The 20688-nt window shown below is 59.3% G+C and carries 17 protein-coding genes and 1 tRNA gene; 8 read left to right on the top strand and 10 right to left on the bottom strand.

Translation table 11 applies throughout. The features are described 5' to 3' along the window. Window positions 1-493: 493 nt before the first annotated feature. Complete coding sequence (gene lat / locus CRI94_RS06850) at window positions 494-1834, bottom strand: L-lysine 6-transaminase (protein WP_218919366.1); 1341 nt, start codon at window positions 1832-1834, stop codon at window positions 494-496. A gap of 694 nt (window positions 1835-2528) precedes the next feature. Here lat and lipA point away from each other — a divergent pair. The 3 genes from lipA to ndk all read left to right on the top strand — a co-directional run bounded on the left by lipA (window position 2529) and on the right by ndk (window position 5277). Then, window positions 2529-3518, top strand: coding sequence for a lipoyl synthase (lipA, locus tag CRI94_RS06845; protein WP_098074943.1), 990 nt, complete (start codon window positions 2529-2531; stop codon window positions 3516-3518). A gap of 246 nt (window positions 3519-3764) precedes the next feature. Further along, window positions 3765-4631: a DUF4097 family beta strand repeat-containing protein gene (locus CRI94_RS06840; RefSeq protein ID WP_098074942.1), complete on the top strand. Its 867-nt coding sequence runs from the start codon at window positions 3765-3767 to the stop codon at window positions 4629-4631. A gap of 214 nt (window positions 4632-4845) precedes the next feature. Further along, window positions 4846-5277, top strand: a complete 432-nt coding sequence (gene ndk / locus CRI94_RS06835; RefSeq protein ID WP_098074941.1) for a nucleoside-diphosphate kinase — start codon at window positions 4846-4848, stop codon at window positions 5275-5277. 579 nt (window positions 5278-5856) lie between these two features. Here the strand turns inward: ndk and CRI94_RS06830 are convergent. After that, window positions 5857-6171: a DUF3098 domain-containing protein gene (locus tag CRI94_RS06830; protein WP_098075235.1), complete on the bottom strand. Its 315-nt coding sequence runs from the start codon at window positions 6169-6171 to the stop codon at window positions 5857-5859. A gap of 326 nt (window positions 6172-6497) precedes the next feature. Between CRI94_RS06830 and dacB the strand changes: the two genes are divergently transcribed. Beyond that, window positions 6498-8078 (top strand): D-alanyl-D-alanine carboxypeptidase/D-alanyl-D-alanine endopeptidase, encoded by a 1581-nt coding sequence (gene dacB, locus CRI94_RS06825; RefSeq protein ID WP_245846102.1) that lies wholly within the window; start codon window positions 6498-6500, stop codon window positions 8076-8078. A 58-nt stretch (window positions 8079-8136) separates the two neighbouring features. Continuing rightward, a complete protein-coding gene (gene mreD / locus CRI94_RS06820) occupies window positions 8137-8601 on the top strand; it encodes a rod shape-determining protein MreD (RefSeq protein WP_098074940.1) in 465 nt (154 codons plus the stop codon). Between the two features lie 35 nt (window positions 8602-8636). Here the strand turns inward: mreD and dapA are convergent, their stop codons facing one another. Together dapA and dapB are read right to left on the bottom strand one after the other, a co-directional pair. Beyond that, window positions 8637-9524: a 4-hydroxy-tetrahydrodipicolinate synthase gene (gene dapA / locus CRI94_RS06815; protein ID WP_098074939.1), complete on the bottom strand. Its 888-nt coding sequence runs from the start codon at window positions 9522-9524 to the stop codon at window positions 8637-8639. A gap of 58 nt (window positions 9525-9582) precedes the next feature. Beyond that, entirely contained in the window at window positions 9583-10326 is a 744-nt protein-coding gene (gene dapB, locus CRI94_RS06810; protein ID WP_098074938.1) for a 4-hydroxy-tetrahydrodipicolinate reductase, read from the bottom strand. A gap of 314 nt (window positions 10327-10640) precedes the next feature. On the opposite strand from dapB, the gene CRI94_RS06805 reads away from it, so the two are divergent. After that, a tRNA-Ala gene (locus CRI94_RS06805) sits at window positions 10641-10713 on the top strand. A gap of 164 nt (window positions 10714-10877) precedes the next feature. On the opposite strand, the gene CRI94_RS06800 is transcribed toward CRI94_RS06805, so the two are convergent. From CRI94_RS06800 to CRI94_RS06790, 3 genes are all read right to left on the bottom strand, one after another. Beyond that, window positions 10878-11510, bottom strand: coding sequence for an IMPACT family protein (locus CRI94_RS06800; protein ID WP_098075233.1), 633 nt, complete (start codon window positions 11508-11510; stop codon window positions 10878-10880). Window positions 11511-11616: 106 nt separating this feature from the next. Beyond that, window positions 11617-12450 (bottom strand): LytR/AlgR family response regulator transcription factor, encoded by an 834-nt coding sequence (locus tag CRI94_RS06795; protein WP_098074937.1) that lies wholly within the window; start codon window positions 12448-12450, stop codon window positions 11617-11619. 75 nt (window positions 12451-12525) lie between these two features. Then, window positions 12526-13701: a sensor histidine kinase gene (locus CRI94_RS06790; RefSeq protein ID WP_098074936.1), complete on the bottom strand. Its 1176-nt coding sequence runs from the start codon at window positions 13699-13701 to the stop codon at window positions 12526-12528. Window positions 13702-14052: 351 nt separating this feature from the next. On the opposite strand from CRI94_RS06790, the gene CRI94_RS06785 reads away from it, so the two are divergent. After that, window positions 14053-15516: an efflux RND transporter periplasmic adaptor subunit gene (locus CRI94_RS06785; RefSeq protein ID WP_098074935.1), complete on the top strand. Its 1464-nt coding sequence runs from the start codon at window positions 14053-14055 to the stop codon at window positions 15514-15516. Window positions 15517-15579: 63 nt separating this feature from the next. Beyond that, the gene (locus CRI94_RS06780; protein WP_098074934.1) at window positions 15580-18780 is read left to right on the top strand and encodes an efflux RND transporter permease subunit; all 3201 of its coding nucleotides are present in this window, start codon (window positions 15580-15582) and stop codon (window positions 18778-18780) included. Between the two features lie 135 nt (window positions 18781-18915). On the opposite strand, the gene CRI94_RS06775 is transcribed toward CRI94_RS06780, so the two are convergent. The 3 genes from CRI94_RS06775 to pssA all read right to left on the bottom strand — a co-directional run bounded on the left by CRI94_RS06775 (window position 18916) and on the right by pssA (window position 20599). After that, window positions 18916-19272 (bottom strand): ATP-dependent Clp protease adaptor ClpS, encoded by a 357-nt coding sequence (locus CRI94_RS06775; RefSeq protein ID WP_098074933.1) that lies wholly within the window; start codon window positions 19270-19272, stop codon window positions 18916-18918. A 58-nt stretch (window positions 19273-19330) separates the two neighbouring features. Continuing rightward, window positions 19331-19594, bottom strand: a complete 264-nt coding sequence (gene purS / locus CRI94_RS06770; protein WP_098074932.1) for a phosphoribosylformylglycinamidine synthase subunit PurS — start codon at window positions 19592-19594, stop codon at window positions 19331-19333. A gap of 81 nt (window positions 19595-19675) precedes the next feature. Further along, window positions 19676-20599, bottom strand: a complete 924-nt coding sequence (pssA, locus tag CRI94_RS06765; protein ID WP_098074931.1) for a CDP-diacylglycerol--serine O-phosphatidyltransferase — start codon at window positions 20597-20599, stop codon at window positions 19676-19678. Window positions 20600-20688: the final 89 nt, after the last annotated feature.

Below are 20688 nucleotides of genomic sequence, written 5' to 3'. Positions count from 1 at the left end.
TAGCAAGAGGAAGGTTCGCGTCGCGAAGATCCTGAACTGAGGCTGTCTTTACCGTCACCGGCCAAATGCGGTCTGAGCCCTGGCCCTCCGCATTTATTTGCTGTTGAAGAAACGGACTCAGCTTTTGCATCTGGGATTCAGTGAGTTCGTCCGAGCTCGTGCAGCCCGCCCCAATCATTGATAGCACCAAGAGTGCGAGCACAACGCTCGTTGCGAATGAGCCGACACCTCCAAGGCCTGTCACAACCGCGCGATAAACGTAACCAGTGCGCTGCATCGTATGTCGGTGACAACGAGAAAACCAATAGTCATGCGGGGAGACCAGCCTGCACCTCTTTCTACGCAACATTTACACCAATTTCGAACGGTTTGGGTCCGCTCGTTATTGCCCACCGCTGTGATTGAATACGACGACGCCGACCGGGCAGGGGTCTTTCTGCCGGCCGGCGCAATCGAACGTTGCTACGTCCTCGGTGCTACCTACGATGCATCGTCAGGAATGCGCCTGGGCCGTCGGCTTCGTGGTTACGGTTTCCAATGCCCGACGCAGGCAGGCGACACCTCGGTCGATCTCGTCTTCCGTAATCGTAAGCGGTGACCGGAAGCGGATTGAGCGGTGACCGCATCCGAGCACGATCGCTCCTTCCTTGAAGGTGTGCTCGCGGACGGCGTCGCGGATTTCGACTGTGCTAAGGTCGAAGGCGCACATAAGACCGCGACCTCGCACGTTATCCACGACAGAGAAATCGTCCTCGAGCTCGTGCAAGCGCTTCTGCAGATGGGCGCCAACCTGTCCTGCGTGACCAACGAGGTCGTGGTCCTCGATAATTTCCAAAATACGATCGAAGCGAACCATGTCAACGAGATTCCCCCCCCACGTCGAATTGATTCGACTTGGCGTCTTGAACACGTGATCGTCGACCTCGTCGAGCTTCCGCCCGGCCAGAATCCCACAGACCTGCGTCTTCTTCCCAAAAGCGATAATGTCCGGTTGTACTCCCAGCGACTGGTGGGCCCAGAACTCACCCGTGATGCCCACGCCACTCTGGACCTCGTCGAAGATCAATAGAGCATCATTCTCGTGCGCGAGGTCACGGAGGCGGTGGAGAAACTCTGGACGGAAATGGTTATCGCCCCCTTCTCCCTGGATGGGCTCCAAAATCACGCAGGCGATCTCGTCCCGATGCTCCCGGAACGCCTGTTCAGCCTGACGGATGGCCATGTCTTCGTGCTTGGCGACCCGGGCGGTCTCGTCGGCGTCGATCGGAAAGTGAACCTTCGGATTCGTGATCCGCGGCCAGTCGAACTTCGGGAAGTACATCGTCTTCCGCGGATCAGCGGTATTTGTCAGCGACATCGTGTAGCCGCTGCGCCCGTGGAAGGCCTGGTCGAAGTGAAGGACCTTGTGACCCACTTCACGGCGATACCCTTTCTCGTGGTTTTTCCGAACCTTCCAGTCGAACGCCGTCTTCAGAGCGTTCTCCACCGCAAGCGCACCACCGGAGATAAAGAACGTGTAGGGGAGATATTCCGGAATCCCCACGCGGCTGAACGTATCGACGAAGCGCCCCATGTGCTTGGTGATGACGTCAGAGTTCGTCACCTTATTCACGGCCGCATCAAGCAGGCGCTTGCGAAACCCCTCGTCGTCCGTCAACTCCGGATGGTTCATTCCGAGCGGGCTCGATGCGTAGAACCCGAACAGATCGACGTACTCGCGACCGGAATGCTTGTCACGTAAAATGACGCCGTGACTTTCATCCATGTCCAGCACCATCTCCATCATGCCCTTGGTCAGCATGTGGCGAGACAGCGACTTCCGGACATCCGGCATCGAACCTGATTCGTGTTCGGTGCTACGGGTATGGGATGCCGGAGCGTCGGACGTGGTATCGTGATTTACCTGCATGTAAGGGCTTCCAGAAGATGAAACAAACAATGGGAGAAGGGCGAGATGGGCGGGACACAGCGCATCTCGCTGGGCCGACATCATGCTTGTGCCTCACCACACAGACTCGGCCAGAGCGATATCGGAATGAAAGCAACCGGACAGATCAGTAACACCATCAGCCCGGAGAATTGCCAGATGAGAAGCCGAGAGACGGATTGATAACCGTCGCTCTCGGCTACAACAGATACCGCACAAACGATTCATTTTCGACAGGTCGAGCAGGCCTAACAGTGGCCGGCAACAGTCCGAAGATAGAGGAACGCCCCATCGGGTCGGTCGTACACACGCCCACTCCCGATCCCCTTCTATCCGGTCGGTATGCCACGACACGATTAGCGAGTTTTGCAGGAGTCACGGTTTTGCCGGATGTCCTTCGGCCGAAGACCACGACTTCGCGAATCGCTCGCCTTTCGGATCGTTTCGTCCGCCACGTACGCTAACTGCGCAATCGTGGACGTCGACGTAGGGAACGTACTCGGATCGGGGCCGGCTCATACGGTCATAGACCGATGATCACGTCGGCATTCCGGGTACTGGATTCCTACCGACCGTCTGTTCCGCCAAATTGACCTTCCGCATGTCCGAGACACGCCAGACCGCGCCGACGCAGGCGCCCAAAAAGCCGGGTGACGTTCAGCTCAAGACTGCTGAAAAAGAACCGTTGGCATCAACGGGCGACGGAGACCCCGGTTTCTTGGAGCTGCCGGTTGTTGAGAATACAAATCGCAACAAACGAGGCCGCCGTCCCGACTGGCTCCGCGTCAAACTTCCGCAGGGCCAGGAGTTCAAAAAGGTTCGCAGCCTCGTCGACGAATATGATCTCCATACCGTATGCGAAAGCGCCAACTGCCCGAACATGGGCGAGTGCTGGAGTGCCGGTACGGCGACGTTCATGATTCTCGGTAACGTCTGCACGCGCTCGTGCGGTTTCTGTGCGATCAAAACCGGCCGACCGGATGAGGGTCTCGACTGGGACGAGCCCCGTCGCGTCGCCGAGGCGGCAGAAAAGATGGGCGTTCAGCACGCCGTCATCACCAGCGTGAACCGTGACGAACGCCAGGATGGTGGCGCACCGATCTTCGCTGAAACGATCCGTCGCATCCACGACCTTGGCGCCACAGTGGAGGTCCTAACGCCGGACTTCCGCGGTATCCGCGACGCCTGTCAGACGGTGTTCGACGCACGGCCAGACATCTTCAACCACAACATGGAGACGGTCCCACGCCTCTACCGCCGCGTGCGACCGCAGGCAGACTACCAGCGCTCCCTCGACGTTCTGCACTGGGCTAAGAATGAAGACCTTCGGACGAAGAGCGGCATCATGGTCGGGCTCGGGGAAACCGAGGAGGAAGTCGTCGACTTGATGAAGGACTTCGTCGAGATCGGCCTCGACGTGATGACCATCGGGCAGTACATGCAGCCGACGCAGATGCACCTTCCCGTCGAAGAGTGGGTCCACCCTGATACCTTTAAATGGTACAAGGAGGTCGGTGAGGACCTTGGCATCGAACACGTCGAGTCGAGCCCGCTGACCCGATCCTCGTATCACGCCGAGAAGCACGTGTAGCAGCCACATCTCAGGACACAACAGAAACAGCGGCACCTTCGGTTTTCCGGAGGTGCCGCTGTTTTATGCCAACTCGCGACGGGTACGCTCCCTGTAACGTCCGCGACATCCCATCCGTACTGCGCAACGAACGGGGAAGTGGACTCGAATGCGCAGAGATGTAAACCCTCCGTCGATTACCTGTGTCATACGGGTCCGGAATCGTTTGCTGAGCTTGGTCTCCCTCATTCCAAATCCTACTGCACAATGCGCACGCTGTCACGCTTCGTTCTCGCCCTCCTCTTCTTCGCCGCTGTCGCGTCCACCGTCCACGCGCAAGATGCCGAGCGGATGGTCTCCGACACCGTTCCGCTTGATGCGAACGGCACCGTTTCTGTCGATAACCACGATGGCGAGATTCGCATCACGACGTGGGATCGCTCAGAGGTGAGTTATGAGGCCCGCATCGTTCACGATGAACAGGACAATATTGATCAGACAAAAATCCGAGTTCAGTCGTCGAATGGTCGCGTATCGATTGAGAGCGACTTCGATGACGTCGAAAACGATGGGTTCTGGGGAGGTCGCTCTGTGCCCGACGTGTACTACACGCTTCGCGTCCCACGCACAGCCTCGGTTGAAATCGATGACCACGGGTCCGACCTCACGATCGAGGGCCTACAGGGCGACGTAGACGTAGACAAGCACGATGGGGAGATTGTCCTGTCGGATATCGATGGCGACGTCGAGATTGATACGCACGATAGCCCGATTCGTCTGTCGAACATCGCCGGGGCGGTCGAGATCGATACACACGATGGATCCGTGGAGGCGACGGGACTGCAGGGCCCGTTCGAGGTGGATACGCATGACGGAAAAATCGACGCCGCGTTCACGTCACTGAATGACGGAGTCGAGATCGATAGCCATGACGCTCGCGTCATACTCCGCCTCCCTGCAGAAGCGGCGTTCACCCTCCGGACGGATATGGGTGATGACGCTCGGATCGATGTGGAGCCGGAAATGAACGTCGAATCACGCGATGAAGGCGACCTTCGAGCCACGGTGAACGGTGGTGGACCCGAGATTTACGTGTCGTCCCACGACGGGTCGGTGACGATCAGAAACCAGTAGCACCACCATCGCGACAAACGCGGCAAGCGGTCTCGAGCACGACACTCGGGGCCGCTTTTTTATTGAACGAGCTCAAGCCCGACGGAATTCACGAATGCCCCACAGGCCGAATGCATACACATTCGCCTCGAGCCGTACACAGGTGATGGATGTTGAGGTCCCTCTCGTGACCTCGTCCTGAATCTCGTTTTTTCCCGATACGAACTGTACCACAATGGCTCACGAACGTACGCTCGCCATCCTCAAGCCCGACTGTGTCCGCAAGGATCTCATCGGTGAAGTGCTTCGTCGCATCCAGGAAGCTGGATTTTCCGTGTGCGCTCTGAAAATGGTCAACATGACCAAGGCAGAGGCGGAAGGATTCTACGCCGTCCACGAAGGCAAACCCTTCTTCGACGAACTGACCGACTTCATGTCAAGTGGACCGTGCGTGCCGGTCGTTCTGGAAAAGGACAACGCGATTGCTGACTTCCGGGAGCTCATCGGGGCAACGAATCCGGAGGAAGCCGACGACGGCACGATCCGGAGCGACTTTGCAGACTCGATCGGCGAAAACATTGTGCACGGCTCCGACTCCGTGGAGAATGGCCTCAAAGAAGCCGGCTACTTCTTCCCCGAGCACGAGATCGTGGCAAACAAAGCGTAATACCGTTTCAACGTCAAAATATCGGTGTCTGAGACGGTCTCCGTTTAGCGGATGCGCCAGACCCCGACAGTCGTCGGGACAAGCCTCAGCACGAGAACGTTTGAGAACCTGTTTGGCGGACAGCCTTCGGCGATCCAATGGTACGGACCTCCGGCCGGTCGGTCCTCGCTCCGTTCGCAATACAAGGCTTGGTTGATCTCGCGAGCCGGGTCGACGACGTCATTGTGAAAGGCTCCCGATTTCAGGCCTGCGAATCACCATAAAAGACGGCGCTCACGTTTTCGCGATCCATCCGCCAAACAGGTTGTGAACGTATAACGTGGAAACGTTTTTGTGCCCAGATCAAGGCAGCTGAGTCGGCATGGCTAGGTCACTCCGACATTGTCATTCCGACAACGTATAACCTGCCGCCGGTGTGGTACCACGCCACCCGGTTGTACGAGAAAAGCGTCCTTGACGTCGCCCGCACGAAGCGGATCCGTCAGGACGCTTTTTCTATTTTTGTCTCCACTCTCGCCTGACACCTCGGACATTCGCCAAACACGGGAACGGCACCGGGGCATCGTTCTGCGTGCTGCTCTAAACGGAGACCTTCGCGTCGGTCTTCGTTTTCTTCTCCTCGGCTTCGCGCTCCGCTCGGACTTGCGCCTCACGGGCTTTTCGGATCTGCTCTTTGGACTCGTCACTGCGCCACAGAATGGCGTAGATCACTTCCGCATACCCCGCAATAATCATCAGCGGAGCGACGTAGAGCGAGATCGTCCCGAGAAACTCATTCTCCAACCGCATCAGGGCAAAGCCGATAGCGATGAGTGCGACCCCGATCGCCAGCAGCGCATAATTCCGTTTTTCAAAAACGAGTGACGTCGGACGACGGGTACGGGATTGCGGCATGAGGATGGCATCACTGAATGTACACGGGATAAGACGCAGCCGGTCGATATCTACCGGCCCCTCCAGAGCTAAGGCGATCGCAGCAGCCGGCACGGCCTCATCAAGAGGATGCGGCGGATCGTTTCGCCTGGCGAGAAAGTACGGTTCTTGCTCCTCCCGGAGAAGGAGCCGCTATCGTCTTACACCGACCTGGACTGGCCGGCTGAAAAGACGGTGCCCGAAACCGGAGCCCTAACGCAAGGTTCCGATTCTCCCGTCCCCAGCGTCCACCTCCCGACGCCCGCTCGCGCTGTTTCTACGCTGCACTGCTCGACCTTATGTCCCATATGCCTCGTCTCTCCCGAACCGTTCGCACGACAGTGATCGGTCTCGTGCTCATGCTTCTTCTCGGCACAGCCGTCGTCTGGTCCTCCGGATCAATCGACGCACGCTTTAGCACTCTTTTCCCAACGATCGCGCCGGATGCTCAATCTGCACCAGCACCATCAGCGCTAGCGGCAGCAGACGCATCCCCCGCGCCGACACCATCTCCCGTGCCTGCCTCGCCTCCCGGCCCACTCGCCGCAGAAATCGATCAACTTCTCGAGCGGTGGCAGGCCGACCGCGCGTTCTGGGGAATTTCTGTGATCAACCTCAAGACGGGCGACCCTATCTATCAGCGAAACGCAGGCCATGCGTTTCTGCCTGCCTCGAACCAGAAAATTATTACCACGGCAACGGCTCTCGATGTGCTCGGGCCAACGTATCGTTACGAAACTGCGCTCCGGTTCTCGGGGGAAACGGAGGGAAATGTGATGCGCGGCGACCTGATTCTGGATGGCTCGGGAGATCCAACGTTCGGTTCGTCCGAGGTACGCGGTGAGGATCCACTGCGGGCGTGGGCCGAGCGACTCGCCAACATGGGCGTGAAACGCATCGAGGGCCGCCTGATCGGAGACGACAATCGGTTCGATGACCGTCCGTACCCCGAAGGATGGGACGTCGACTATATCACGAAGCAGGCGGGCCGCTACATGGGGACGAGCGCTGGCGGGCTGTCCTACAAAGATAATGTCGTGTCCGTACGCATTGCGGCATCACGCCCTGGCGCTCGACCAAACGTCCGAATCCGCCCGGACGGCGCGGTCAGCCTACAGAACGAGTCGCTGACCAGCCGGCGGTGGCGCGGGAGCACGCTCCAGGTGGACCGGCTCTTCGACAGCAACAAACTCGTCATGACCGGCTCCGTCGCGCGGTCGTATCGCGGCACGGTCAGCGTTCCAGTGAGCAACCCGACGACGTTTGCACTGAACAGCTTCGTCACGTACCTTCGCGACGCGGGGATCGAAACCGCTCTGACCGTTCACGACATCGACGATCTCGATGATCGCGCCCCCAACGCCGAAGCGCTCTTCGTCCATCTGTCGCCACCGCTGTCTGAGATTGTCGCGGTGATCAACAAGCAGAGCAATAACTTTTACGCCGAGCAGGTCTTCCGTACGTATGGGTGGGGCGGCTCCACGCGGGGCGCCTCGCGTCGAACGGACGCGTTCCTCCGGCGGGCCGACATCGATACCGACCTGGTGCGCGTCTATGACGGATCCGGACTGTCGCGGAAGGACCTTGCGACCCCGGGCGCGATGGTTCAGTTGCTTCGTCACATGAACGATCACAGTGCACGCGATGTCTTCCGGTCATCTCTAGCCGGCGCTGGCGAGAACAACACGACCCTCGAGCATCGCCTGCGTCGAGCTCCAGTGTTTGCCAAAACCGGCTCGCTGAGATACGTCCGAGCCTTGAGCGGCTATGCGCTGCGACCAGACGGGACGCCGATCGCATTTTCGATTTTTGCAAACAACTACACGGGACCATCCTATCAGATCACCCGAACCATTGATGACGTGGTCCGCGCGGTGACGCTGAAGTAGACCTCCAGCCTCCGCCCCTTTTCGCTCTTCGCCTCCTTCTTTTCCCCGACGACCCTCTGTGCCCACCCGCGTTCGTCACCTCCTCTTCGGTGCAGCAACTGTCCTCACACAATGGCTCGTTCTTGGACGCCTCACGGTCTGGGGCGCCTATCCTGATGTCGTCCTCCTCTTCATCGCCTGGTTCTCACTTCGAACGAGCCGGCGGCAAGGCGCCATCGCTGGGTTCAGTCTCGGATTAGTGCTCGATGCAATCTACGGCACATGGGGCATCCACGCGTTCGTAAAAACGGTCATCGGGTTCCTGCTCGGCTTCTTCGCTGTCGATGAGCGAGACACCATAACTATTCAGCCCACCCAAGCATTCATGGGCGGGCTGGTGATCGCACTGGTTCACAACGGCCTTCTAATCGCGTTTCTCGCTCTGCAGACGGATACCGCGAACGACTTTCTGGTGCTCAGCCTGTGGTTCGGCTCAGCCCTGTACACCGCCTGCATCGCAGGTCTCCTAAACCTGTTCGGATAATCGCTCTTTATCTATCCGGCGCGCGCATCCAGACGTCAGTTCCGGCCGAACGCAGTCATAATGCGCCGATACACCTCGCTGCTTTCGCCGGCGGCTGTCAGGGGAAGACGTACATGCGGCGTCATCATCCCGTCGGCCGCCAATACAGCCTTCACCGGAACGGGATTCGTCTCGTAGAAACAGGCTCGCATCGCAGGTAGCAAGTTGAGGTGCTGACGTCGAGCCGCCTCGATGTCGTCCTCCAGCGACGCATCGACCAACGAACAGAACGCCTCGGGCTCTGCGTTGCTGATCACGGAAACGCAACCGTCCCCTCCGAGAGCACAGATCGGCAGCGACATTTCGTCGTCTCCTGCATAGACGGCAAATCCATCGGGACGGCCCGCGAGGATGTCGCTGATCTGCGCGAGATCGCCGGACGCTTCTTTCACGCCGACGACCTCCTCGATGGATTGCGCGAGAGCCAGCGTGGTCTCGGCACTGATGTTGAAGCTCGTTCGTCCCGGCACGTTGTAGATAATGATCGGGGCGTGTGTCGCCTCTGCGATCGCTTTGACGTGGGCCGAGAAACCCGCCTGAGACGGCTTGTTGTAGTACGGTCCGACGACGAGGAGTCCGTCGGCGCCCGCCTCCATTGCCTCTTGCGAGAACGTGATGCTTTCTTTTGTATTGTTCGTCCCCGTTCCGATGATGACGGGCACACGTCCGGCCGTCTGCTCGACCGCCGTCTCCACCAGCGTGCGGCGTTCCTCGTGCGTAATGGTCGGGTTCTCTCCTGTCGTACCCAAAACGACGAGGCCCGACACCCCGCCTTCGATTTGCGCGTCGATCAGCCGTTTGAAGGCGTCGAGATCCAGCTCATCGGCCGCTGTAAATGGCGTGACAAGTGCAGGAGCAACTCCGCGGAAAAGCATCTCAGACATAAAAGCGCTACCAGTCGATGATGGGAAGAAGTGAAATGGAATGTTCGCAAATCGGAGATCAGTTTAGCTCGCCGATCCAGTCGTCGAGAACGTCGTCAAGCGTGAATAAGCCGGATCGTCCCTGAAGCCAATCCGCTGCCTGCAACGCGCCGAAGGCAAACCCGTGACGACTCTTCGCCCGGTGTTCGAGGGAGATCCGGTCGTATGGACTATCGAACCCAACCGTGTGCTCGCCAAAGACAGATCCAGCTCGCGTCGAGCTTACGTGCAACGCCGATGCGTCAATCTGATCGTGCTGTGCCTCACCGTCGACGTGGGTCTTACGATCGAGCTGTTCAATCAAAAGCTCGCCCAGCATCTGCGCGGTGCCGCTGGGACTATCGACCTTCTTGGTGTGATGCATTTCGTGCACGAACGCATCATAGTCCGGGAGCCGATTGAGAAGCGGACCCACCGATTGCACCGCGCGACGTAGCACGGCGACTCCAATCGAGAAGTTCGGCGCGTACAGAACGGATGCGCCATTCTCCTCGACCCAGTTGCGCACGCGGGGCAGATCGTCGTACCAACCTGTCGTACCGACGACAGCCGGAAGACCGTTTTCGCAGTACCACCGGAGATGGTCCAGCGCGACCTTCGGCAGCGAGAAATCGATGGCAACATCCGCCGTGATGTGGTCTGGATCGGTGGAAACGAGGGGGCGATCTCCGTCAAAACGGTCCACCACCTGGTGACCCTGGCTCTCTGCGAGAGCATCGACAGCCTGTCCCATTTGCCCGGTACCTACGAGGGCGATTTGCATGTCACGCGAAACGGAATAACGAGCAGAAGAATGAGCGTACGTAGTCTACTTCCGTCGGTGGACAGTGTAAAGGCGGAGCCGCGCGTTGGAAGCGATGTTTTTGCAATCACACAAATCTTCCACGTCTGTTTTCGCCATTCGAACCGGTGACCTCAGATCGAAAAAGCGATGTCAGGACGGCCAGCCACAGCAACGTGGAGAGTCTGCAAAGGTTAATCGCGAGACGGAACGTGGTACGAACGTTAAAGTATATCGGAATCGCAACGGGAGATGACGAGGCTGCAGCCTCCGACGTGCCCGTCGCGTTGACATATGGGGCTATAGCTCAGTTGGTAGAGCGCTTGCATGGCATGCAAGAGGTCCGGGGTTCGAATCCCCGTAGCTCCACTCTAAGGCCTCGGGTCGGTTCCTCCTCCCTCTCCCGCCCACCGACTCGGGGTCGTCTCTGCACCCGGTGCTGCACACGCAGTACCGGGCTTTTTTATGTCTATGCCTCATTCGAGGCGCCACGGCCCCGGTGCATTCCGGGCTCAACGCACACGTCCAGCAAATCAACCCTCGTCTCGCTTCTCATCGATTCCTGTCGAGACGACGGTCCCGCGGTCTCCGAGCCCGTTGACGAACGCCTGAATGAAACGGTCGACGTCAGACTCGCGAACCCCCGCTACGATCTCGGTGACATCGGAATAGTCCCGATCCACGATGTCGAGATCGAACTGATCCAGCACGCGCGACGCGGGCGACGTATCTTCGTACGCAAACCGAACCCGAACGGGGACCCGAACCACTTTCTCGACGATTTCCGCCGCGTCGAGGACGCGCTTAGCCGCATCGCCATAGGCACGAATGAGTCCGCCCGTGCCGAGCTTTGTGCCACCATAGTAGCGCGTCACGACGACCGCCGTGTTCGTCAGGTCATGCCCATCAATCTGCCGAAGGATCGGGGGGCCCGCGGTGCCGCTGGGCTCACCGTCGTCGTTGTAGTGAAAAACATCGCCCTCTCGACCGGCGCGGAACGCCGTGCAATGATGCGTTGCCGTGTGCTCGCGCTCCCTCACTGATGCAAACCACGCGTCAGCATTCTCACGGCTTGTCACGGGCTGCGCCTCCGCGATAAATTTCGACCCCTCGCGCTTCAGTTCGGCGCGTGCCGGCCCAGCGATGGTGAGATACGTGTCGGACACGGAAAAAAGTGTTTTGAGAAATGGACGAGATAAGTGCAGACGGACCGAGCGATCCACTGCGTCGATGCCAGAATGTCGGTCGTTGCGAGGCCAGCGAAACGCCTACTCAAAACGAGAGACCAAAACGGTCCTCGAATGTATCCCGGCGACGACGACTCACATCCAGACGCTCTCCGGTTACGAGGCGCACGACGTATCGATCGTTATAGTTCGGCTCCACCGACTCGACGAAGTCGAGATTGATAATCGTTGACCGATGGATCCGGCAAAATTGCGAGGGATCGAGCTGCTGCTCCAGCGACTTCATGCTCTCCCGAATGAGGTGCTTCGATCCGTCTGCCGTATGGAGCTCTGCGTACGGGCCGTCGGACTTCACGTACGCGACGGTGGCGGATGGTACAATGCGAATCTCTTTGGCCTTCCGAACGGGAATACGCTCCAGATACCCGTCACCACTTTGCCTTGGCTCACCGGTGCCGGACATCTCCGTCATCTCCTCTCCCGCCAGCTTCCCCGTGGCATCGAGTAGGTCAAGAAGTCGATCTCGCGCGGCGTCCACCGCTTCCAGATGGATGTGCCTCCGAGCACGATCCAGCGCTTCGTGAAAACGCTGATCCTCGAATGGCTTCAGCAGATAGTCGATCGCTGCTACGTCGAACGCCTTCAACGCATGCTGATCGTAGGCCGTGATGAAGATCGTCAGGGGCATTGCTTCTGCACCGACGGCTTGCACGACATCAAACCCGGTCAGGCCGGGCATCTGCACGTCAAGCAGAACCACATCCGGATCGTGGTCTTCGATTGCAGAAACGGCTTCGCGGCCGGTGCTACACGTTGCTACAACATTGACGTCATCGCGTTCGTCGGTCAGATCAAGAAGACGCTGGCGCGCAGGTCGTTCGTCGTCGGCGATGACGACGCGGAGATTTTGGGATGACATGGGGTGCGTGTGGGGAATACTACGTGCGGGCAAGAAGGTCGGTGGCGCTGATTCGGACGACCGGCTGAAAGCGGCCTAATCGGATGGTAGCGAATCGAAAATACGTTCGCCCGTTTCGGGCACCTCCACAGGTTCCTCGTGAAACGGAAGCCAGATCTGCGCGGCAAGACCACCCGCGGTTGTCGGACGAAGACTGATCCGGTGATCCTCGCCGTACAGTCGCTCCAGACGCTCGCGTACGTTCTTTAGGCCGATCCCGCTCGATGTATCCGGGATCCCATCGCCCATTAACGTATCTCCCGATCCATCCCCGTCGTCTTCAACAGTGAGTCGGAGATAGGGTCCGGTCCGTCGAGCCGAGATCCGCACTTCTCCGGGCGTTTCCCGACGACTGATTCCGTGCTTGATGGCGTTTTCGACGAGTGGCTGCAGGATGAGGTCCGGGACGAGCGCCGCACGCACATCGTCGTCGATATCGGTCTTTACTCGAAGACGGTCCGAGAACCGGACATGCATGATCGCCAGATAATCACTGAGCACATCCATTTCGCGGGAGAGCGTCACTTCATCCCGGCCTGAACTGTCGAGCGTATGCCGAAGCAGAGCGCTTAGCCTAGCGACCATCGTACGAACGCCTTTCGGGTCCCGCTCAACGAGGCCCGCGACTGCGTTCAGTGTGTTGAACAGAAAGTGCGGATTGATTTGCATTCGGAGGGCCTGGAGGCGAGCCTCCGTCAAATCCGCCCGTAGCTCCGTCGCCTGCAAACGTCGATCCTGAAGGCGCATGTAGTAAGCCCGCGCAAAACCGATCGAAAGAATCGTCACGTACAGCATAAACTCCCACAGAACCCGGAGACTCAGAACATCGTCCATGGAGTTCTTCAGGGATGCCATGATCGTATCCACAGGATTCCGAAGTTCGAAAACATACTGCCGGAGTAGATCAGTGTAGACATCCATCAGGACGATCACCGTCAATCCTGCTACGAAGTGAGCCGCGACACGCTGCCACGGTTTCCATCGTCCATTGCGCCCAAGGTGGAGACACAACCAGAAAACGACCGGTGTGACCAAAGCCCAGGCGAAGTACTCGAAGAACCAGGCCATCGCCTGTCCGGACTGGAAAACCGGCTCCGACCGGTCGGCGTCGAGCATGGACCGCACGATGAGAAGAGCGAGGAAAAGGCCCCAGGCGCCGAAGATGACGCCCCACTCGTGTCGGAAGGACTGACGAAAGAAACGACGATTCATGTGATGATACGGATATGCGCCGGAAATGTGCGGCTGTTCAGTTGCATCTTTCCCTACGACGTGCAGCTGGATTTGCTTCCTTCACCCCAGTTTATGCGATCGAGATCCGTATCGACCGGCCTTACCCAAGACACCCGTTTCCACCCCTATGCGCGTCAAAGGCCGTTTTCCTGAAATGAAGCCACAAACACCTACAGCTCTCTCTCCCTCTCGTGGGAGTCCTGGAGCCGTTTATAACAACCGGAGTGCCGCTCCTTTCACAACACACCATCGTCATAATCCGATCGATGGAATAGCCGTTAGACGCATCACATTTATTCGCCAAACCTCTTTCCGACCTCGGTCTTTTCGATGATCACCGGACGAAATTCTACATGGCTCGTCGCCGCCCTCCTCCTCGGCGCCAGCATAATCGGCGGATGTGGTTCGCCCGACGATACTGATGAGCGTTCCCGTGGTGGTCGCTGGGGCGGAGATCGAGAAGGTAAAACGCCATCCGTAGAAGCCGTCCAGGCGCGGTTTGGCGCGCTCCCTCTCCGGGAACGCATGAGCGGGACGGTGTATGCCCGAAATCAGGTTCAAATCTATCCGGAGATCAGCGGTCGCGTCGTTTCCGTGAATGTAGAAAACGGAGACCGCGTGGAGAGGGGACAGGCCCTGCTCCGTCTCGAATCGGACACATACGAGCAGCGTGTCAAGCAGGCCAGGGCCAGTCTGCGCATCGCCCGTGCGAACGCGACGTCGGCCGAAGCGACCATGAATGAACTCCAGTCGCAACTGAAACGCGCTGAGCGCCTTGCGGAAAACCAGTTCCAGAGCGAACAGCAACTTGAATCGCTTCGCGCTCAAGTTCTGGGAGCGGAGGCTGATCTTGAACAAGCGCGCGGACAGGTCGAGCAAGCAGAGGCAACACTCGAAGAGCGCCAGGCTGATCTTCGCCGTACCGTCGTGCGCGCTCCAATTAGCGGCTCCGTTGGCCAGCGCGATGTTCAGGTCGGGCAACGCGTCGGCCCGGATACGCGCGTTTACACCATGGGTGATCTCAACACCGTCCGCGTGGAGGTTGGCGTTACGGATCGCATGGTCGGGCGAATCCAGCCGGGCCAGACGGCACAGATCACCGCTCCATCTCTCGGCGACACACTGATTTCAGCCGAAGTCACCCGCATCTCTCCGTTCATCTCAAACGAGAGCTTCAGCGCAGAAGCGGAGATCGAAGTCCCGAATGACGGCGGCCTCCTTCGCGCTGGCATGTTTGTCAAAGTCGACGTGCTGTACGGGGAAAGCCAGGACGCTACAATCGTCCCGCTCGCTGCCCTGTATGAAGATCCGACAACCGGATCCCGCGGGGTGTTCGTTGCGCCGACGCTCGGCACGGAAGTCCCCATTCCGTCCGCTGACTCTTACGATGAGGACGAGCCTCCTGCTCTATCGGCCCCGACGCCAACAACCTTTAAGCAAGTAGAGATTCTCGCGGAAGGCCAGCAGACCGCCGGTGTTCGCGGCATCGAGCCAGGCGACTGGGTGGTTACGGTCGGACAAAACTTGCTGAGTACGAGCACGGATGAGCGCGTCGATGCCCGCGTCCGTGCAATGCCATGGTCGCGCCTCATCGCTCTGCAGCGACTTCAGGATACGGACCTCCTCAATCGAATCATGAAGCGACAGCGGGAAGCGGCCCGACAGAAGTTCGACACAGCATCGACCGAGGGCGACTCCGCCCCCGACTCGACCGACACGTCTGCCCGCTCCCCAATGCCGGCCGCCACTCCTTCAGCGCCTGATTCGTCGCAGCTTGTGCTGACATCGAATTAACGCCCGCCGCGTCGCGCATCGACTCGCGCCGTTCCTGCCGCTCACCGCTTTCCACCTCTCCCCATGGCGCTCTACGATACATCCATCCGCCGTCCCGTCGCGACTGCGATGACCTTCCTCGTTGTCATCGTGATCGGCGTCGTCAGCTTCCGCTACCTTCCGGTCGACCTCCTGCCGGAAATCGAATATCCTCGCCTCACGGTCTACACCAACTACGGCAATGTAGGCCCGGAGGAAATGGAGAAGATCATCACCGACCCGGTGGCGAATGCCGTCTCCGGCGTTCCGAACGTCGAACAAATCACGTCCCGGTCGGAGGAGGGCGCATCCCGTGTGAGCCTAGAGTTCGCGCAGGGAACGGACCTCGATGCGGCAGCCAACGACGTCCGCGCCTCTCTGGACCGCATCCGAGACGACCTTCCGGTCGAGGCCGAACCGCCGGGTATCTGGAAGTTCGACCCGAACAGCCAGGAGATCGTGTCGATCGCCGTGGAATCGAGCCGAGACCTGGAGTCGCTCACCCGTCTTCTCGATCGCGACGTCAGCCGTCGGTTTGAGCAGATTCCGGGCGTCGGGACGATCAACGTGCGCGGTGGCATCTACCGGGAGATCCGTATTAACCTGGAACGGGATCGCCTCGCTGCCTACAAGCTCTCCGCGGCCGAGGTACGGAACGCGATCAGCCAGTCGAACGTGGCGCTCCCCGGTGGAAACGTCAAGGAGGGTCTGGGCGATCTGTACGTCCGCACGCAGGGAGAATACGAGAGCCTCGATGAAATCCGGCAGACGGTTATCGCAAGTCGGGAGGGCATGCCGATCCGCGTGCAGGACGTGGCCGAGGTTGTCGATGGCTTCGAAGACCTGGACCGCATCGTAGAACTCGGTGGAATCCCCGTGCTCCGCATGGAGATTCAGAAGCAAAGCGGAGCCAACACCGTGTCGGTTGCCCAGGAGATCCGAGAGGAAGTCGACCGCGTCAACGCAACGCGGTCTGACATCAATCTGACGGTCGTGAGTGACCAGAGCGAGTTCATCCGCAAGTCGATCAATAACGTTCAGAACTCGGCGATCTGGGGCTCGCTCCTCGCCATTCTCGTTCTCTACCTGTTCCTGCGAAACGGATCGACGACGTTTATCATCGCGCTGTCGATTCCCATTTCGATCATAGCGACGTTCGCGCTGCTTTACTTCAATGATCTGACGCTCAATCAGATGACGTTCGGTGGGCTCGCGCTCGGGGTGGGGCTCATCGTCGACAACGCGATTGTCGTCTTAGAGAACATCATTCGAAGGCGGGAAGAGGAAGGACTTTCCCTGAAGGAAGCGGCGTCGGTCGGCACACGTGAGGTGGCAGGAGCAATTATCGCCTCGACTCTCACGACGTCGGTCATCTTCCTCCCTCTCGTTTTCGCCCGCACCACGACGGCAGCACTCTTCCAGTCGCTCGCGCTCGTCGTCGTGTTTGCGCTGGTTTGCTCCCTCGTCGTCGCCCTCACGCTCGTCCCGATGATGGCCAGCCGGTTCCTCACCGTGGACCCGGGCGACACGGTTGCGTCGTCGCGATCTGCGGATGCTCCGTCGACAGAAGAAGCAGACGCAGATGATGAAAAGTCCGCGTCCAGCGCATCCAAGAAGTCGTGGTTCCAGCGTGCGTTCATCAAGCTGGAAAACAAGTACTCCGACCTCATTCGCACCGCGCTTCAGCGTCGCGCCGTCGTCTTCGGCATCACGGGCGTTCTACTCGTCGGTGCAGTCGCTCTGTGGCCTCTGATTTCCGTTGAACTTGCGCCGCAGACCGAGGCCAACCAGATCGATGTCGACCTTGAGATGGCGGAGGGAACCAATATCGCTGTCGTAATGGAATATTTGGACCAGCTGGAGAAGCGTGTCGAGCCGGTGCTGCCGCGCGAGGAGATGCAGCACTTTGTGAAGCAGGTGCGTCCATGGGGCGCAGAGGTCGAGATTCAGCTAAAACCAGCCGGTGAGCGGTCGACAAACAGCTACGAGCTCGCATCGCGTATTCGGGAGGCCGTGGAAGGACAGGTCCCGGGAGCAGATGTCCAGGTGCAGGCGCAATCCGGCCTCTGGATTCTCCGACGCATTTTCAGTTCGGGGGGCGGTAGTGAGGCTCTGCAGGTGGAGCTGAGGGGCTACGACCTCGAGCAGGCACGTCAGATTGGCGAGCGCATCAAAGGTCGACTCGAAACGATCGAAGGCGTTGCGAACGCACGCACCGGCCGACGTGAGGGGCGGCCCGAGCAAAACATCCGGTTCCTCCGCGACAAGATTTCCGCACTCGGCCTGACGACGCAGCAGGTTGCACAGGCCATCCAGACGAACGTTGGAGGAAGCCGCGCGGCGGTCTTCCGTGAGGGCGGCGATCAGTTCCCTATCACGGTGCGCCTGCGCCCTGAGGACCGTCTCTCCGTCCAGGATCTCGACAATGTGTCGATCCAGACGCCGACCGGACAAACGATCCCCGTTTCCTCCCTCATCGACACGCAGCGGGGTCGTGGCCCGACCGAAATTCGCCGAATCAACGGGCAGCGCGTGACCTACATTTCCGCGACACTCGAAGCCGGAGCGGTTCTCGGCGAAGTGGTGGAGCGAGCCCGCGGCAACCTCGCCCAGATGGATATGCCCGACGGGTTTTCCATCCAGTTTGGTGGCGAGTATCGCGAGCAACAGAAAGCGCGAACGGACTTTCAGATTGCCATCATCATGGCACTGATTCTGATCTACATGGTCATGGCCGGGCAGTTTGAACGCTTCCTCGACCCGCTCGTCGTCATGTTCAGCGTTCCGCTCGTTCTAATCGGTGTGCTTCCGACGCTCGTCCTAACCAATACGACGGTGAACATCCAGAGCGTGATGGGTCTCGTGATGTTGATCGGCATCGTGGTGAACAACGCCATCGTGCTGGTCGACTACATCAACCTGATGCGTCGCGATCGCGGTCTTCCGCTCACCGAGGCCGTCGCGGAGGCCGGACGTCTTCGCCTCCGCCCCATTCTCATGACCACGCTGACGACGGTGCTGGGCCTCGTACCGCTCGCTCTTGGCATCGGATCAGGTGCAGAAATTCAGGCGGCCCTCGCCCGTGTCGTGATCGGTGGTCTGACGGCATCGACACTCGTGACGCTCGTTCTGATTCCCGTCGCCTACGTCGCGGCCGATCGAGCCGCCGAGCGGGTCCGGGCAAAGCTGCCCAACTGGATCTGGCTCCCAGCCGGGACCGAGCGGGTGCAGCCGGGTCAGGCGTAACCCCAGCCGCTAAGTAGCGAAACGCCGCTTGTTAGCGAAACACAAAACGGACCGGTAGGAGCTAGCAGTCGCCAGCTTCTACCGGTCCGACGTATGTCGCAGCAATGGCTCTGACCGCGAACGGGCGGGGGTTCGTTACCCGCGGATCTCCGTGACGAGTTGAATTTCCTTCAGGACGGCCTGCACCTCGAAGCACTCTTCGAACGTACCTTCATACACATTCGCTTTTCCCTGTGTATGAACCGTCCAGGCCAACTTTTCCGCGCGTCCCTTCGAGCATCCCGTAGCTTTCACCAGCTGGCCGATGACCTCGTCGAACGTGTGTACTTCGTCGTTGAAGAGAATCACCTTCCACGGATGATCGGTCCCGGTGCCGTCATCTTCCTTCTCGAGCACCTCCACATCCGGTGTAGCCGGCTCGACCTCCGGCTCAGCGGGCGATGAAGGGGTCAACCGCGGCCATCGAGTACTCTGCTCGGAGTCCGTAGGCATCGTTGTTTCGGCTACCTTAGTGGCAAGACATCGTCATACAGCCCGTTCCGCAAGAAAACTACGCGGCTTCGGACGCGACCTCTTCGAGCTCAATCTCGAAATTCTCTGTCACCGGGTTCGCAAGAAGTTGCTCGCACGCCTCCGTTGCTACCCGGCGCGCCTCCTCCTCATCCGTTGTGTCGATACGGATTTCAGCGTGCTTTCCCATCCGCACGTCGTCGACCTGCGTGAATCCCAAATTTTTCAGACCGTGATGTACGGTCTTCCCTTCCGGATCGAGAATGGACGGACGCAGCGTGATGGAAATGATAGCTTTGTACATGGAAAGCAAGTAAGCGGTAGGGAACGAGACGGGAAACAGGTGGAGACGCAACCAACGACGCCGACCGGATTAGGTCGTCGGTCAGGACGTTTCGTCTGGCACGGGCGTCGACAATGCTTCGATCAACTGGTAGATAGCGCGCCCGATGCCGAAGCTAAGGTACGTGGCGAACACAATCAGCAGACCCAGTTCCTGGAGGCCGACGATCAGAACCCCGGCGATGAGATAGGCCGTCGTCTTCCGAGGATGGGCACGCATATACGTTATCGTCGGTTTCGGAATCGCGTCGAAGTGAATGCTCGACACCATGAGGGCGGAGAGAATCACGACAACAGCAAGAAGGACCGGAATGCTATCGAGGTGCAGCATCGAGGCCCAGGTCGAGTTCTCCGCCGCGAGAATGAGTGTTATTATCGCGATCGCTTGTCCGGGGATAGGGAGTCCTTCGAAGTAGTCCTTCTTTTCCCCCTGACCATAATCGACGTTGTAGCGGGCCAGCCGTACGCCGCCGCACAATGCGGGAAGGGCTGCAGCAATCATCCCGATAGGATCAAGCGTCTCCAGTCCGTAGGTGTACACCAGAAATGCCGGTGCGACGCCGAAGGAGACAATATCGCTGAGCGAGTCCAACTCGACGCCAAATGGGCTGGTCGTATTCGTCAGACGCGCCATCATGCCATCCAGTAAATCGAAGAAGCCAGCCATGACGATCAGCCAGCACGCCATGGTAATCGCGCCGTCGTGAACCTGCGTGATCGCGAGGAAGCCGCAGAACAGGTTCATCAACGTAAAGAACGACGGCACTGCCACTCTCGGCGACGGGCGCGGGCTGCGCTGTCGCTTTCGGGCCGCACGGTACGCACTCAGACGACGCCGGATGCGCTTTTTGCGCGATCGGTTGCTTCTCACCGCCGAGGTGGAAGAACCGTTTGGGCTTCCGGAACGCCCGGGCGACGAAGACGGCTCGCGATCGTTGGAAACGGACTCGCAGGTAGATGAGGACATGCGGGGGCAAGTTCTTCTCGGTGATGCACGGGAGAATCGTTGGCTCGACAGGCATCAAGTCCTGTCGAGCCGTCCAGCAGCGGTGCGTC

The sequence above is a fragment of the Longibacter salinarum genome (assembly GCF_002554795.1).
Lineage (GTDB): Bacteria > Bacteroidota > Rhodothermia > Rhodothermales > Salinibacteraceae > Longibacter > Longibacter salinarum.
The sequence above is the reverse complement of the archived record's forward strand: the minus strand, read 5'-3'. Positions and strand labels throughout refer to the sequence as shown.